This is a genomic window from Microbacterium sp. HA-8, assembly GCF_046111165.1.
Taxonomy (GTDB): Bacteria; Actinomycetota; Actinomycetes; order Actinomycetales; family Microbacteriaceae; genus Microbacterium.
Genome location: NZ_CP162025.1, coordinates 3,116,398 through 3,130,696, shown reverse-complemented (window position 1 = coordinate 3,130,696; position 14,299 = coordinate 3,116,398). Strand labels below are relative to the sequence as shown.

Sequence of the window (14,299 nt, the reverse complement as noted above, 5' to 3'; positions counted from 1 at the left end):
CGGCGCGCCGCCGAGACCCGCGCTACGGCGCGAGACGGGTCGGGCCGCGGAAGAGGTAGGTGACCTCGCGGATCGAAGATTCGCCGAGCAGCAGCATGAGCAGGCGGGCAAGCCCCATCCCGAAGCCGCCGTGCGGCGGCGCACCGTAGCGGAAGAAGTCGAAGTAGAAATCGAGGCTCTCGGGCTCGAGGCCCTTCTCCCGGGCCTGTTCGATCAGCACGTCGACGCGGTGTTCGCGCTGAGCTCCGGTCGTGATCTCGACGCCCCGGTAGAGCAGGTCGTAGCTCTTGGTCAGCCCCGTCTGCTCGTCGCGCATGTGGTAGAACGCGCGGATGTCGGCCGGGTAGTCCGTGACGAACACGAAGTCGTGGCCGAAGCTCTCCTTGACGTGTGCGCAGATCTGCCGCTCGCCCTCGGGATCGAGGTCACCGTCGGTCCGGGGGATCTCGTAGCCGCGCGCCGCGACGATCTCGCGCGCCTCGGCCAGCGGAATGCGCGGGAACGGCAGGGCGGGTACCTCGACGGGAATCCCGAACAGCTCCTCGATCTCGGCGCCGTGCTTGACCTTGACCGCCTCGAAGGCGAAGGCCAGCAGCTCCTCCTGCATGCGTGCGACGTCCTCGTGCGAGTCGATCCACGAGATCTCTGCATCGATCGAGGTGAACTCGGTCGCGTGCCGGGAGGTGAAGGAAGGATCGGCGCGGTAGACGTCGCCGATCTCGAAGATCTTGCCGAATCCGGCGACCTGCGCCATCTGCTTGAAGAACTGCGGGCTCTGCGCGAGGTAGGCGGTCTTGTCCTCGAAGTAGGGCACCTCGAACAGTTCGGCGTTGGACTCCGACGCGCTCGCCATGAGCTTGGGGGAGTGCACCTCGATGTAGTCGCGCTCGATCCAGTACGTGCGCATCGCGTGCTCGAGGGTGGTCTGCACGCGGAAGATGAGGTTGTTGCGGGCCTGACGCAGGTCGAGGAAGCGCCAATCCATGCGCTTGTCCATGCCGGAGTCTGCGGCGATCGGCGTCTCGGGCAGGGCCTCGGCGGCGATCTCGAGCCGCCCGATCTTGATCTCGACGCCGCCGAGCTTGACGCGCTCGTCGGCCTTCAGAGCGCCCGTCACGGTCAGGAACGTGCCGGTGGCGAGCGTGGAGATCGTCTGCGTGAGAGCGAGGGCGGAGGATGCCGTCGCGTCGGCGTCCTCGGGGATCTCGCGCGTGGCGGGGTTGACCAGCTGGACCGCGCCCGACTCGTCGCGCAGGATCACGAACTGCACCTTCTTCTGATCGCGGACGGTCTCGACCCAGCCGGAGACCGTCACCGGCCCGTCGGGAAGGGATTTCAGCTGCTTGACCAGTACGCGTTCGCTCACGGTCGCCCAGTCTAGGCGCGCGTTCAGAAACCCGTAACACGGGCGGGCTACCCTCAGATATATGACTGCGTCCGACGGATCCTGGCTCACCGCCCTCATCGACTGGTCCGTCTCGCTCATGGAGGTCATCGGCCCCGTCGGCGCCGGCATCGCGATCGCCCTCGAGAACCTCTTCCCGCCGTTGCCGAGCGAGGTGATCCTGCCGATGGCGGGCCTCACGGCCAGCCGCGGCACATTCACGCTCTTCGAGGCGCTGTTCTGGACAACCGCCGGGTCGATCGTCGGCGCACTCGTCCTCTACGGCATCGGGGCCTGGGTGGGCGTGCGGCGCCTGCGCGCCTTCGCCGCCAAGATGCCGCTGCTGCACCCCGAGGACATCGACCGCACGGTCGCGTGGTTCGGCAGGCACGGCGGCAAGGCCGTCTTCTTCGGACGCATGATCCCGATCTTCCGCAGCCTGATCTCCATTCCCGCCGGGGTCACCCGCATGCCGGTGTGGAAGTTCGGGCTGCTCACGGCCGCCGGCAGCCTGATCTGGAACACGATCTTCGTGTTGGCGGGTTTCCTCCTCGGTGAGCAGTGGCACATCGTCGAGCAGTACGCGGACGTGCTGCAGTACGTCGTCATCGCCGCCGCCGTGGCAGCCGTCGCCTGGTTCCTCTACGTGCGCACCCGCGCGCTGCTGCGCTCGCGCGGAGGCGACGACGGCGCGACCGACGCCGCCTGAGACGGCGGCTCTCGGCCCGCGTCCAGGCTCGGCGTCCGGGCGCCCCCGTAGACTGGCCCGGTGCCCGCCGAACGCCTTCATCTCGTGCGCCACGGAGAGGTCCACAACCCCGCCCGCGTGCTCTACGGCCGGCTCCCCGGTTACGGCCTGAGCGCAGAGGGGCGGGTCATGGCCCGCCGTGCCGCCGAGTTCGTGCACCGGCTCGACCGGCCCCTGGCATCCCTCGTCGTCTCGCCCCTGCAGCGCGCCCGCGAGTCGTCCGAGCCGTTCACCGAGCTCTTCGGGGCGACGCCCGTGATCGATGCGCGCGTGATCGAGCCCACCAACGTCTTCGAGGGCAAACGCATGAGCCGAGCGCTCGCGAACCCCTTCAACTGGCATCACCTGCGCGATCGCGATCTGCCCAGCTGGGGGGAGCCGTACAGCCAGGTCGTCTCGCGCATGCGGCAGGCGATGAATGCGGCGTGGGATGCTGCGCCCTCGGGCGACATCGTCGTCGTCTCGCATCAGCTGCCCATCTGGGTCACCCACCTCGCGGTGGCGGGTAAGCCGCTGCGCCACGATCCCCGCGCGCGTCGTTGCGCGCTCTCGAGCGTGACGACGCTCGTGCGCGACGAGCCGGCGGGCGACGGGGAGCGCACCTGCTGGCGCGAGCTGTCGTACGCCGAGCCCGCTGACACAGCGGGCGCCGTGGACGTGGGAGCCGTATGAGCGCCCGCAGAGTGCTCGCCGTGGCGGGCGCGCTCGTCGCCGCCGCGCTGCTGGCCGGCTGCACGACGAACGACACGCTCGCGCAGGAGTACCGCGAGGGAACGAACAAGGGCTACATCTCGGGTGAGTTCCAGGTGATCGAGATCCCCGAGGACCAGCGGGGCGACCCCGTCGAGTTCGCGGGCGTGACCGAGACAGGCGATGAGGTCTCGAGCGCCGACACGGCGGGCGAGGTGCTGGTGATCAACTTCTGGTACGCCGCCTGCGGCCCCTGCCGGGTCGAGGCGCCGCTGCTCGAGCAGGTCTGGCAGGAGCACGCCGACGAGGGCGTCGCCTTCCTCGGCGTGAACACCTACGACCAGCCCGACACGGCACTCTCCTTCGCCGAGAGCTACGGCATCACCTATCCCAGCGTGATCGATGTCAACGACGGCGCGGTCAAGCTCGCCTTCGCGAGCGCGACGCCCATCCAGGCGACCCCGACGACCCTCGTGATCGATCGCGAGGGACGCGTGGCGGCGCGCATCATCGGCCAGCTCGAGACCGCCTCGATCCTCTCGACGATCGTCGACGATCTCGTGCAGGAGCCCGCGTGAACCCCGGCGCGATGGTCGTCGACGGCGCGCTCTGGCTGGCTCTGCCGGTGGCGCTGCTCGCGGGGCTGATCTCCTTCCTCTCGCCGTGCGTGCTGCCCCTCGTGCCCGGCTACCTCGGATTCATCGGCGGCACGGTCGCCCCGCGACGCGGCGGAGCCCGCACCGCCGCCGCGGTCGGGCGGGGCCGGCTGCTCGGCGGGGTGCTGCTGTTCATCGCGGGCTTCACGCTCGTCTTCATGACCGTGAACGTGCTCGGGGGCACGGTGGGGCAGTTCTTCGTCCGCTACGCCGACCCCATCACCCGGATCATGGGCGTCGTCGTCATCCTCATGGGCCTGGTGTTCATCGGACTCTTCGGCATCGCCCAGCGCACGCTGCGACCCCAGGCGCGCAGCAGCGTGGGCCTGATCGGGGCGCCCCTGCTCGGCATCGCGATGGGCATCGGCTGGACGCCGTGCATCGGTCCGACGCTGACGGCGATCTTCTCGATCTCGTGGAATCTCGGCGATCCGTGGCGTGCCGCACTGCTCGGACTCGCGTATTCGGCGGGCCTGGGCATCCCCTTCGTCCTGCTCGCCCTGGGCCTGGGCTGGGCGACGCGCTCCGTGTCGTTCCTGCGCCGGCACATCCGCGTCGTCAACATCATCGGCGGCACGCTGCTGATCGCGCTCGGACTGCTGATGGTGACGGGCGTCTGGACGCAGGTCATGTCGAGACTCGGGGCGGTGATCGGCGGTGTCCAGCTCCCGCTCTGACGAGAAGCTCGACGTCTCGGGCGACCCGCTGCGCCCGGGCGATCACGCTGACGGCGACGCGGACGTCTCGGCGCCGGCCCTCGGGTTCGTCGGCTGGCTGCGGTGGGGCTGGCGTCAGCTGACCAGCATGCGCACCGCGCTCGTGCTGCTCCTGCTGCTCGCGATCGCGGCCATTCCCGGATCCCTCGTGCCGCAGCGCAGCGCCGACCCCAACGGCGTCACGCAGTACTACACCGATCATCCCGACACCGCCCCCGTGCTGGACTGGTTCCGGCTCTTCGACGTCTACACCTCGCCGTGGTTCTCGGCGATCTACATCCTGCTGTTCATCTCGCTCATCGGATGCGTGATCCCGCGCGCGAAGCATCACGCCAAAGCCCTGATGTCCCGTCCGCCGCGCACCCCCGCGCGCCTGTCCCGGCTGGCCGACCACCGTGTGCGCGAGCACGCGGTGCCCGAGGGGCAGGATGCCGAGGCTGCAGCATCCCGTGCCGTCGATCTCGCCCAGGCCCAGCTCTCGCGCGCGGGCTACCGGGTCGAGCGCTACGACGGGCGGGGCGCGTGGTCGGTCTCGGCCGAACGCGGATACCTGCGCGAGACCGGCAACCTCGTCTTCCACCTCTCGCTCGTCGGCGTGCTCGTGGCGGTGGGCTTCGGCGGCGGGTTCGCGTACACGGGCCAGCGGGTGGTGGTCGAGGGCACCACGTTCGTCAACGCGCTCAGCGACTACTCCTCGTTCAACCCCGGTCGTTTCGTCGACGGGTCCGGACTGGCGCCCTACGCGATGACGCTCGAGGAGTTCCAGGTGACCTACGAGGACCCGGGCACCAACGCGGCGGGGCAGGCGGGCGACTTCACCGCCGTCGTGACGACCCGCATCCCCGGCGAGGAGGCGCGCGAGGGCGAGGTGCGCGTGAACTACCCGCTCGATGTGGCGGGCGACAAGATCTATCTGCTCGGCAACGGATACGCCCCGACCATCACGATCCGCGATTCCGCGGGCGATGTCGTCTACAGCGAGTCGCAGCCCTTCCTGCCCCAGGACAACAACATGACCTCGCTCGGCGTCATCAAGGTGCCGGACGGTCTGCCCGAGCAGCTGGGCCTCGTCGGGTTCTTCTACCCGACGCAGGGCACGCTCGAATCCGGCGCGTACACCTCGATCTTCCCCGACCTGATCAACCCGGTGCTCACCCTCAACGTCTTCGCCGGCGACCTCGGCATCAACGACGGCACGCCGCGCTCGGTGTACGCCCTCGACACCGCAGGCATGGAGCAGCTGACGGGCGGCGACTCGGGTCTCGACTCGATCGAACTGGCGCCGGGAATGTCGGCGGATCTGCCGAACGGCTGGGGCACGGTCACGTTCGAGAACCAGGCGGCGGGCGCCGCCGACGACACGGTCAAGCGATTCGCGTCGCTGCAGGTGCATCGCGATTCGTCGGCACCGTGGGTGCTCGCCTTCGCGGTGCTGGCGATGCTGGGTCTGCTGACGGCGCTGTTCGTGCCGCGGCGGCGCGTCTGGGTCAAGGCCCGGGCCGCCGACGAGACCACGGTGCAGATCGAATACGCCGGGCTCGCCCGGGGTGAGGACCCCGCGCTCGCCGCGGCGGTCGCGCAGATCGCCGACCGCCACGAGCGCGATCTGAACGCCCGACAGCCCCGGCTCTGACGGGGTACGCCCACGTAGACTGGGGCCATGCCCGCTTCGGAAACGCTCTCGCTCGACGCCGTCTCGGTGCTGCTGATCTGGACCGCCATCGCGATCTACGCACTCGGCTTCGTGGCCTACGCGTTCGACCTCGCCCGGCGTGGTGCGGCGGCCGCTGAGGCGAAGGATGCCGAGGCCCTCGCCCCCGAGCGCGTGCTCGTCGGCGCGGGCGCCGTCTCCGGCGGCGCATCGGCGCCGGCCGACACCCTCGCCGCAGCTCCGGCGCGGCGCCCGCGGCAGGTGTGGGCGCGCATCGGCACATCGCTGACGGTGCTGGCGTTCCTGTTCCACCTGGCCGCGACCCTCACCCGCGGCATCGCGGCCGAGCGTGTGCCGTGGTCCAACATGTACGAGTTCGCGATGACGGGCACCCTGCTGATCATCGCCGTCTACCTCGCCGTGCTCCTGCGCTACGACCTCCGGTTCCTCGGCACCTTCATCACGGGCCTCGTCGCCGTGCTGCTCGGGGCCGCGACCCTCTCGTTCTACGTCGAGGTCGTGCCCCTGATGGATCCGCTCAAGTCGATCTGGCTCGTCATCCACGTCTTCGTCGCCTCGCTCGCGACGGCCTTCTTCGCGCTCGCGTTCGCGCTCTCGGTGCTTCAGCTCGCGCAGGCACGGCGCGAGGCGCGCCTCGCCTCAGCGCCCGCGGCGGTTCCCGCGGCCGCCCCCTCGGGCCGGTTCCTGCGGACGATCCCCACCGCCGAGAGCCTCGAGAGCCTGGCTTACCGCTTCGCGATCATCGGGTTCATCTTCTGGACGTTCACGCTCATCGCGGGCTCGATCTGGGCGCAGGACGCGTGGGGCCGCTACTGGGGGTTCGACACCAAAGAGGTGTGGACCTTCGTGATCTGGGTGCTCTACGCCGGGTACATCCACGCCCGCGCGACCCGCGGCTGGCGCGGTACGCGGTCGGCGTGGCTGTCGATCGTCGGCTTCACCGCCGTCATGTTCAACTTCACGGTCGTGAACATGTTCTTCAAGGGCCTGCACGCCTACTCCGGCCTGAGCTGAGGCGCGACGGCGCGCTGCCGCCGCGCCTCGCGGGGTCAGGCGACGGATGCCGTCAGCAGTGCCCGCGCAGACGTGGTGCGCCTGCGCGCCACCGCCAGCGTCGTGGCCACCAGCGCGAGCAGGCCCCACACGATCAGCGCGCCGACTCCCGCCGCGACGCCACCGCCGCCGATGAGGGCGCCGAGCATCGCGTGGTAGGCCGGCGAGGTCGGGACGAGGGTCGCGACCGAGGCGAGCACGCCCGGAACGGTCGAGACGATGCCGGTCGCCACGGCCAGCACACCCACGAGAGCGGCAACCCAGCGGCCGGCCCCGCCGAGCACCGCGACGAGCGCCTGATTGATCGCGGCGAACGCGACACCGGCGAGCACGCTGACCCCGGCGAACGACCACCACGCCCCCCACTCGTAGGAGGCCGCGATCTGCACGACGATCGCCACGAGCAGGCCCTGCCCGGCGCCGACGAGGGCGGCGGGGGTGAAGGCGCGCAGGGCGAGGAGGGCCGAGGGGCGACGGGAGGAGAGGGCTTTGGCGCTCGCCGCGCCCATCACGATGTAGGTCGCGAGCGATCCGAACCAGAGCACGAGCATGGCCAGGAGCGGGATCGCCGAGGCACCGAACAGCGACGAGCCGATGCCGTTCGCCTCGACCGGGTCGCTGACGACCTCGGCGAGGGTCTGCGCCTCGCTGTCGCTGTACGAGGGCAGGGCGGTGGATGCCTCGGCGAGGCCGTCGGCGAGCGACGCCGTGCCCATGGCGAGCTCACCGACGCCGGTGGCGAGTGTCGCCGTGCCCGTCTCGAGCTCCCTGAGTCCCGCGCCCAGCTGCGCGGCGCCGGACTGCAGCCCTGCGGCGCCGGAGGCGGACTGGTCGACGCCCGCCGCGAGCTGGTCGAGACCACCCGCGAGCTCGCCGACGCCCGAGCCGAGCGCGCGGAACTGGCCCGCGATCTCGCCCGGGAGCGCCGCCGCGAGCTGGTCGAGCCCGACGGCGGTGTACGAGGCCTGGGTCGCGGCGCCCTCCATGGTGCGGGCGGCCTCCGACGCGGATGCGACCTGCGTGCCGAGCGCGGCGCAGAACTCCTCCGAGCCGCCCTCGTCCACGCAGGTGGCGGAGAGATCGGCGAGTCCCTGTGCGAGGGCACCGGACTGCTGCGCGGCCGCCGTCGCAGCGGTCTGCGTGCCGGTGGCGAGTTCGAGCAGCTGCGCGGGCACGAGGCCCTGCGCCTCGATCTGGGCGGCGCCCGCGTTCGCGCCGTCGGCGATCTGCTGGGCGCCGTCGCCGGCCCCGCGGGTCTCGTCGGCGATCGTCGCGAGTCCACCGGCGAGCTGGCCGGCGCCGGAGGCGAGCCCGGTGGCCCCCTCACCGAGCGCCGCGACCCCGCCCGGCAGTTCGGCAGCCCCGTCCGCGGCCTGCTGGGCGCCGTCGGCGAGGTCGGAGGCGCCGCGCGCGGCCTCGCCGAGCTGGTCGCCGAGGGTCGTGAACCCCACGAACACGTTCTCGAGAGTGAGCGTCGAGAGCTGCTCGCCGAGCACGGAGGCCGCGGTCTGCGTGATCTGCGCGGTGATGGCGTCGTCGACGATGAGGGCGTCGGGAGGCGTGGTGACCTCGATGACGGCGCGCGAGGGGGCGGATGCCCCCTCGACCTGCGAGAGGGAGGTGCCCGAGGACGTCGCGGCGGCGGAGAAGTTCTCGGGAATCGTCACGACGGCCTGGTAGGTGCCGTCGGCGAGACCCGCGGCGGCGTCGTCGGCGTTGGAGAGCACCCAGTTCAGGTTGGAGGCGACGTCGTCGGACCCCTCGACCAGACCGGCGGTCAGCTGGCGCCCGAGCGGCGTCGTCTGGCCGTCGATCGTGACGGGTTCGTCCTCGTTCACGATCGCGGCCGTCATCGCATCGAGGCGTTCGGTGGGGTCGTAGAGGGCAGTGACGAGGATCGCCCCGAGCACGGCGGGCAGCAGCAGCACACCGATGACGGTGAGCCAGGTGACGGGTCGGCGCGTGCGCGCTCGTTCGATGGGGAGGGTCATGCGTGCACCTCGGTCTCGGTCGAGGGAGAAAGGGGAAGAGGGGATGCCGGCGCCGACGCCGCGGAGAGCGACAGGCCGCGGACGCCGGGGCGGCGCGCCTCGGCCAGGAGGGCCAGCGCGACGGGCTCGCGGCGGGCAGAGACGAGGACGGTCAGCTCGCCCCCGCGCGCCGCCACCCGCTCTCCGGCATCGCGCAGCAGTGCCGCGGCCTCGTCGCGCGCGGCGGGATCGGCGACGCGATCGAGTCCGTCGACCACCACCGTGCGCGGGGGGCCTGCGAGCGCGCGGCGCAGGTCGTCGAGCGGGTCGTCGGCGTCGCTGAGCAGGGCGACGCCGACGTGGGCGCGCACCCACGCGGAGCGCCCGGGCAACAGGTGGCCGGCGACCTTGAGCAGACCCGCGGTGGGGGTGACGCGGCCGGCGACGGCGAGGAGCAGGGCCCGCGCGGCGCGCGGGTCGGGGGCGGTCACGACGAGGGTCTCGCCGGGCTCGACGCGCACGCTCACCTCGGCGAACACGGTGACGTCCTCCTCGGTGAGCGCGAGGCCTTCGGCCGCGACGACGGCGGTCGTCCGGGGCTCCGGCCAGTCCGCGTACTCGAGCTCGCGGCGCACGGCGTCGCCCTCGACGTCGAAGGAAGGCAGCATCCGATCCAGCCACCGCGGGATCCACCACGCCTTCTCGCCCAGAAGCGCCATGAGCGCGGGGATGAGGGTCATGCGCACGAGGAAGGCGTCGACGGCGATGCCCACCGCAAGGCCCAGGGCGATCGGCTTGATCGATGAGTCACCCTCGGGCACGAACGCGGCGAAGACCGCGAACATGATCAGAGCGGCGGCGGTGACCACGCGCGCCGAGGCGGTGAAGCCCGAACGCACGGCGGCGACCGCTCCGGCACGGGTCTTGTCGATCCCGTGGACGAAGTCCTCGCGCATGCGGGTGACGAGGAAGACCTGATAGTCCATCGCGAGCCCGAACAGCACCCCCATGAGCACGATCGGCATGAAGCTGATCACGGGCCCGACCTTGGTCACGTGCAGGAGATCGGCGAACCAGCCCCACTCGAACACGGCCGCGACGACACCGAAGGCCGCGGCGACCGAGAGGAGGTAGCCGAGGGCCGCCGTGAGGGGCACCGCGATCGAGCGGAAGACGATCATCAGCAGCACGAACGAGAGGCCCACGACGAAGATCGCGAACGGAACCAGGGACTGCCCCAGCCGGTCAGAGATGTCGATGGCGACGGCGGTGAACCCCGTGACCTTCAGGTCGACGCCGTACTCGTCGAGAAGCCGGTCGTGCTCGGCGCGCAGATCGCGCACGAGCTGCGCCGTCTCGGGGGAGTCGGGGGCGGTCTCGGGGATGATCTGGATGATGCCCGTGTCGGCGGTCTCGTTCGGGGTGGCGAGGGCGATCTCGCGCACGCCCGGCACCTGCTCGATCTCGGCGGCGAGGTCCTCCATCAGCCCCAGCGGATCGGTCGATGTCACGATCGTCCCGGTCATGATGAGCGGCCCGTTGAATCCGGGGCCGAACTCCTCGGCGACCAGGTCGTAGTTCTGCCGGGCCTGGGAGTCCTCGGGCAGCATGCCCGCGTTCGGCAGAGCTAGGGCGAGGCTGCCCGCGGGGATCGCGAGCACGCCCAGCCCGACGACGACGGCCATGGTCGTGACGAGGGGGCGCTTGGTGACCCCGCCGACCCACCGTGCGGCGAAGCCGGGTCGGGGCGTCTTCGCGGCACGGGGCCGCGGCATCCTGCCCATCGCCTTGCCCTTGACGAAGCCGAGCATGGCGGGGGTGAGGGTGACGGCGACGAGGACGGCGATGGCGACTGCCGCCGCGGCCGCGATTCCCATCGTCGTCAGGAACGGGATGTTGGCGAACGACAGGCCGATGAGGGCGATCAGCACGGTGACGCCGGCGAACACGACCGCGGAGCCCGCGGTGCCCGTGGCCCGGGCCGCCGATTCCTCCGGATCCACGCCCTCCCGCACCTGGTCCTGATGCCGTGCGGCGATGAAGAGGGCGTAGTCGATGCCGACCGCGAGTCCCAGCATGAGCGCCAGCAGAGGGGTCGTCGACGAGATCGGCGCCACCAGCGTCGCGACGAAGATCCCCGCCATCGACAGGCCGACCCCGATGATCGCGGTCAGCAGGGGCAGCCCCGCCATGACGAAGGAGCGGAAGGTGACGATCAGCACGAGCAGGGCGATGATCAGGCCGACGGCCTCGGTGATGGTGACTCCCGGCACCGACTGCGAGAACAGGTCGCCGCCGAGGGCGACCTCGCTGCCCTCGGGCAGCTCGGCGCCGAGCTCGTCGGTGAGCGCCGTCAGGGCGTCGCGCGACTCGGCGGGAACGTCGGTGGCCTGTCCATCGAACTGCAGGCGTACGAGCGCGGCGGAGGCGTCTTCGGTGACGAGGCCCGAGACCATCTCGTCGAAGGGGTCGGTGACGGCGAGCACTCCCTCGAGCGCCTCGATGTCGGCGATCGATCCGGCGATGGCCGAGGAGTAGGGCTCCTCGTCGACCCGATCGCCCTCCGCCGCGACGACGATGTACTGCGCGCTCGTGCCGCTGGCCTGCGGGAACGTGCGGTTCAGCTGCTCGATGCCCTCCTGCGCCTCGGTGCCGGGGATCGAGAAGGAGTTGTCGGTGCCCTGGTTCAGGAACAGCGCCCCCGCGCCGGTCAGCCCGAGCAGCAGCAGCCAGGCCACCAGCACGCGACCGCCGTGACGGTACGACCAGCGGCCGAGGGCGTAGAGCAGTGTGGACACGGTGCCTCCAGAACTACGGACGGACGAGTTCGATACGGCGTTGTATCCGATACATAGGTGTATCGTAGGGACGGCTACGCACCCGAACCTGAGTAGTCCGTGTGAACACGTCGAAAGGACGGCGAATGAGCGAGTCCGCCACCCCGACGACCCGTCGTCGCGAGACTACCCGTCAGAGGCTGCTGGATGCTGCCGCCCAGGTGTTCGCCGAGGTCGGTCTGGATGCCGCGTCGGTCGAGGCGGTGTGCGAGCGGGCGGGGTTCACCCGCGGCGCGTTCTACTCCAACTTCGAGTCCAAGGACGAGCTGTTCCTCGAGCTGTCGGCGAGGGTCGCGCGCGAGCGCGTCGATGCGGTCACGGCGCGTGTGGCCGCGCTCGAGGGGGAGGGCAGGTTCGACGTCGCCCCCGGCAGCGCCGTGCAGCTCGTGCAGCAGGTCATGGACGTCTCATCGGATGACCGCCTCGGTGTGCTGCTGATGGCCGAGATCCGCATCCACGCGCTGCGCGACCCGCAGCTTGCGACCGCCTACCTCGCGCAGGAGGCCGAGGTGCTCGTGAGCATCGCCCAGATCATCGACGACATCTCCCGCGCGAAGGATCTCGAGCTGCGGCTGCCTGCCCAGGAGGCGGCGCGCATCATGATGACGGTGTTCGAGTCGTGCTCGGTCCGCGCGGTCATGGCCGGTGCCGACGCCGACGAGATCCGCCGACGCACGAGCGAGGAGCTCGGGCGCGCGACGGCCCTCATCATCTCGGCGCGTCCGTCCGGGCGCTGAGCACGGCGTAGCAGCGCTCGAGGCGCTGCAGCCACCACTCCCGTCGCTCGGGTGATGCGGCACGCGCCGCGAGCGCGTCGGCGTCGGGCACGACGCGCCGCGCGGGGATCGCGCCGAAGGAGGGCGTCAGCGGGGGCTCGCACACGTCGGCGGCGAACAGGACCGAGGTGCCGAGACCGCAGTCGTAGTCGAGCTGCGGGAGGGCCGCGGCGAGCGCTGCGCCCATCGACAGTCCGACCGACGTGTCCAGCGCGCTCGAGACGACGGCGGGCAGCCCCGCCTCCTCGACGATCCGCCGCGCGCGGCGCACGCCGCCCAGCGGCTGGGCCTTGATCACGAGGATGTCGGCGGCCCCCGCCCGTGCGACCGCGAGGGGGTCCGTGGCGCGGCGCACGCTCTCGTCGGCGGCGATGGGGATGTCGAGGTAGCCGATGCGGCGGCGCAGCTCGGCCAGCTCGTCGACCGACGCGCAGGGCTGCTCGATGTATTCGAGGTCGCAGTCGGCGAGCACGTGCACGGCGTGCTCGGCCTCGTCGAGGTTCCACGCCCCGTTGGCGTCGACTCGGATGCGCCCCTCCGGGCCCATCTCGCGGCGCACCGCGCGCACGCGGGCGACGTCATCGGCGAGCGTCTGTCCCGGTTCCGCGACCTTCACCTTGGCCGTGCGGCAGCCCTCGAAGCGAGCGAGGATCTCGGGCACGGACTCGGCCGGCACCGCCGGGACGGTGGCGTTCACGCGGATCTCGTGCCGCACGGCGGGGGGCTGCGGCATCCACCCGAAATCGATCGTGGCCGACAGCCACGTCGCCGCCTCGTCGTCGTCGTACTCGGCGAAGGGCGAGAACTCGCTCCAGCCGCCCGGACCCGACAGCAGCAGCGCCTCGCGCGTGTCGACCCCGCGGAACCGGGTGCGCATCGGCAGCGCCACCACCCGCGCTCCCTCGCGCAGCTCGTCGAACGGGGGCAGGGGCGCGGCATCGTCGGTCACGCTGTCCATCCTGCCCCGGTCGTAGGCTGACCGCATGCTTCTCGAGACTCCCGTCATGCTCGGCGTGCAGCTGCAGCCCCAGCACACCTCCTACGAGCTCATCCGCGAGGCCGTCGTCCGCGCCGAGGGGATGGGGGTGGACATCCTGTTCAACTGGGACCACTTCTTCCCGCTCTCCGGCGACCCCGACGGCCTGCACTTCGAATCCTGGACCGAGCTGGCGGCCTGGGCCGAGCAGACCGAGCGGGTGCAGTTCGGCGCCCTGGTCAACTGCAACAGCTACCGCAACCCCGACCTGCAGGCCGACATGGCGCGCACCATCGACCACATCAGCGCGAAGGGCGGCGAGGGCCGGTTCATCTTCGGCACCGGTTCGGGCTGGTTTCAGCGCGACTACGACGAGTACGGGTACGAGTTCGGCACCGCGGGATCGCGACTGAACGATCTGGCCGACGGGCTCGAGCGCATCCGCGCGCGCTGGGGCGTCCTCAACCCGCCCCCCACGCGCGAGATCCCCGTCCTCATCGGCGGCGCGGGTGAGCAGAAGACCCTGCGCATCGTCGCGCGGCACGCGGACTACTGGCACAGCTTCACCACCTCCGAGGGGCTCGCGCACAAGATCTCGGTGATCGAGGAGTGGGCCGCGCGGGACGGCGGCGACGTGAGCCGCCTGATCGTCTCGAACGAGCTCGACCGGCGCAGCGACGATGAGGTCGACGCGCTCTTCGCGGGCGGCGTGCGGCTGTTCACGCTGGCGCTGCGCGGCCCCGACTTCGACTGGGCGCTCGTCGAACGCTGGCTGCGCTGGCGCGACGAGCGCAACACGGCGGGTGCCTAGGCTGGGATCC

12 protein-coding genes are annotated in these 14,299 nt (G+C 71.2%); 8 read left to right on the top strand and 4 right to left on the bottom strand.

Features of this window, described 5'->3' with window-relative positions:
- Positions 1–22 precede the first annotated feature (22 nt).
- The gene (gene aspS / locus AB2L57_RS14895; RefSeq protein ID WP_292810887.1) at positions 23–1,366 is read right to left on the bottom strand and encodes an aspartate--tRNA(Asn) ligase; all 1,344 of its coding nucleotides are present in this window, start codon (positions 1,364–1,366) and stop codon (positions 23–25) included.
- 61 nt (positions 1,367–1,427) lie between these two features.
- Here aspS and AB2L57_RS14890 point away from each other — a divergent pair, with 61 nt between their 5' ends.
- The 6 genes from AB2L57_RS14890 to ccsB are packed head-to-tail and all read left to right on the top strand — an operon-like array spanning position 1,428 to position 6,880.
- Positions 1,428–2,093: a DedA family protein gene (locus tag AB2L57_RS14890; protein WP_292810890.1), complete on the top strand. Its 666-nt coding sequence runs from the start codon at positions 1,428–1,430 to the stop codon at positions 2,091–2,093.
- Between the two features lie 60 nt (positions 2,094–2,153).
- Positions 2,154–2,804, top strand: coding sequence for a histidine phosphatase family protein (locus tag AB2L57_RS14885; RefSeq protein WP_292810892.1), 651 nt, complete (start codon positions 2,154–2,156; stop codon positions 2,802–2,804).
- On the top strand, positions 2,801–3,400 hold the full coding sequence (locus AB2L57_RS14880; RefSeq protein ID WP_292810894.1) for a TlpA disulfide reductase family protein: 600 nt from the start codon (positions 2,801–2,803) through the stop codon (positions 3,398–3,400). Before AB2L57_RS14885 ends, AB2L57_RS14880 begins: the two co-directional genes overlap by 4 nt.
- Positions 3,397–4,155: a cytochrome c biogenesis CcdA family protein gene (locus AB2L57_RS14875; RefSeq protein ID WP_409047465.1), complete on the top strand. Its 759-nt coding sequence runs from the start codon at positions 3,397–3,399 to the stop codon at positions 4,153–4,155. The genes AB2L57_RS14880 and AB2L57_RS14875 overlap by 4 nt, the downstream gene beginning before the upstream one ends.
- Positions 4,136–5,827 (top strand): cytochrome c biogenesis protein ResB, encoded by a 1,692-nt coding sequence (locus AB2L57_RS14870; RefSeq protein ID WP_409047464.1) that lies wholly within the window; start codon positions 4,136–4,138, stop codon positions 5,825–5,827. The genes AB2L57_RS14875 and AB2L57_RS14870 overlap by 20 nt, the downstream gene beginning before the upstream one ends.
- A gap of 27 nt (positions 5,828–5,854) precedes the next feature.
- A complete protein-coding gene (ccsB, locus tag AB2L57_RS14865) occupies positions 5,855–6,880 on the top strand; it encodes a c-type cytochrome biogenesis protein CcsB (RefSeq protein WP_292810900.1) in 1,026 nt (341 codons plus the stop codon).
- Between the two features lie 35 nt (positions 6,881–6,915).
- Here the strand turns inward: ccsB and AB2L57_RS14860 are convergent, their stop codons facing one another.
- Both AB2L57_RS14860 and AB2L57_RS14855 read right to left on the bottom strand, forming a co-directional pair.
- Entirely contained in the window at positions 6,916–8,910 is a 1,995-nt protein-coding gene (locus AB2L57_RS14860; protein WP_409047463.1) for a YhgE/Pip domain-containing protein, read from the bottom strand.
- Complete coding sequence (locus tag AB2L57_RS14855) at positions 8,907–11,687, bottom strand: efflux RND transporter permease subunit (protein WP_292810903.1); 2,781 nt, start codon at positions 11,685–11,687, stop codon at positions 8,907–8,909. Before AB2L57_RS14855 ends, AB2L57_RS14860 begins: the two co-directional genes overlap by 4 nt.
- A 125-nt stretch (positions 11,688–11,812) precedes the next feature.
- Here AB2L57_RS14855 and AB2L57_RS14850 point away from each other — a divergent pair, with 125 nt between their 5' ends.
- On the top strand, positions 11,813–12,463 hold the full coding sequence (locus AB2L57_RS14850; protein WP_292810905.1) for a TetR/AcrR family transcriptional regulator: 651 nt from the start codon (positions 11,813–11,815) through the stop codon (positions 12,461–12,463).
- Here the strand turns inward: AB2L57_RS14850 and AB2L57_RS14845 are convergent.
- Positions 12,435–13,451, bottom strand: coding sequence for an o-succinylbenzoate synthase (locus tag AB2L57_RS14845; protein WP_409047462.1), 1,017 nt, complete (start codon positions 13,449–13,451; stop codon positions 12,435–12,437). The two genes, AB2L57_RS14850 and AB2L57_RS14845, sit on opposite strands and share 29 nt — an antisense overlap.
- Before the next feature lie 34 nt (positions 13,452–13,485).
- On the opposite strand from AB2L57_RS14845, the gene AB2L57_RS14840 reads away from it, so the two are divergent.
- Complete coding sequence (locus AB2L57_RS14840; protein WP_409047461.1) at positions 13,486–14,289, top strand: LLM class F420-dependent oxidoreductase; 804 nt, start codon at positions 13,486–13,488, stop codon at positions 14,287–14,289.
- Positions 14,290–14,299: the final 10 nt, after the last annotated feature.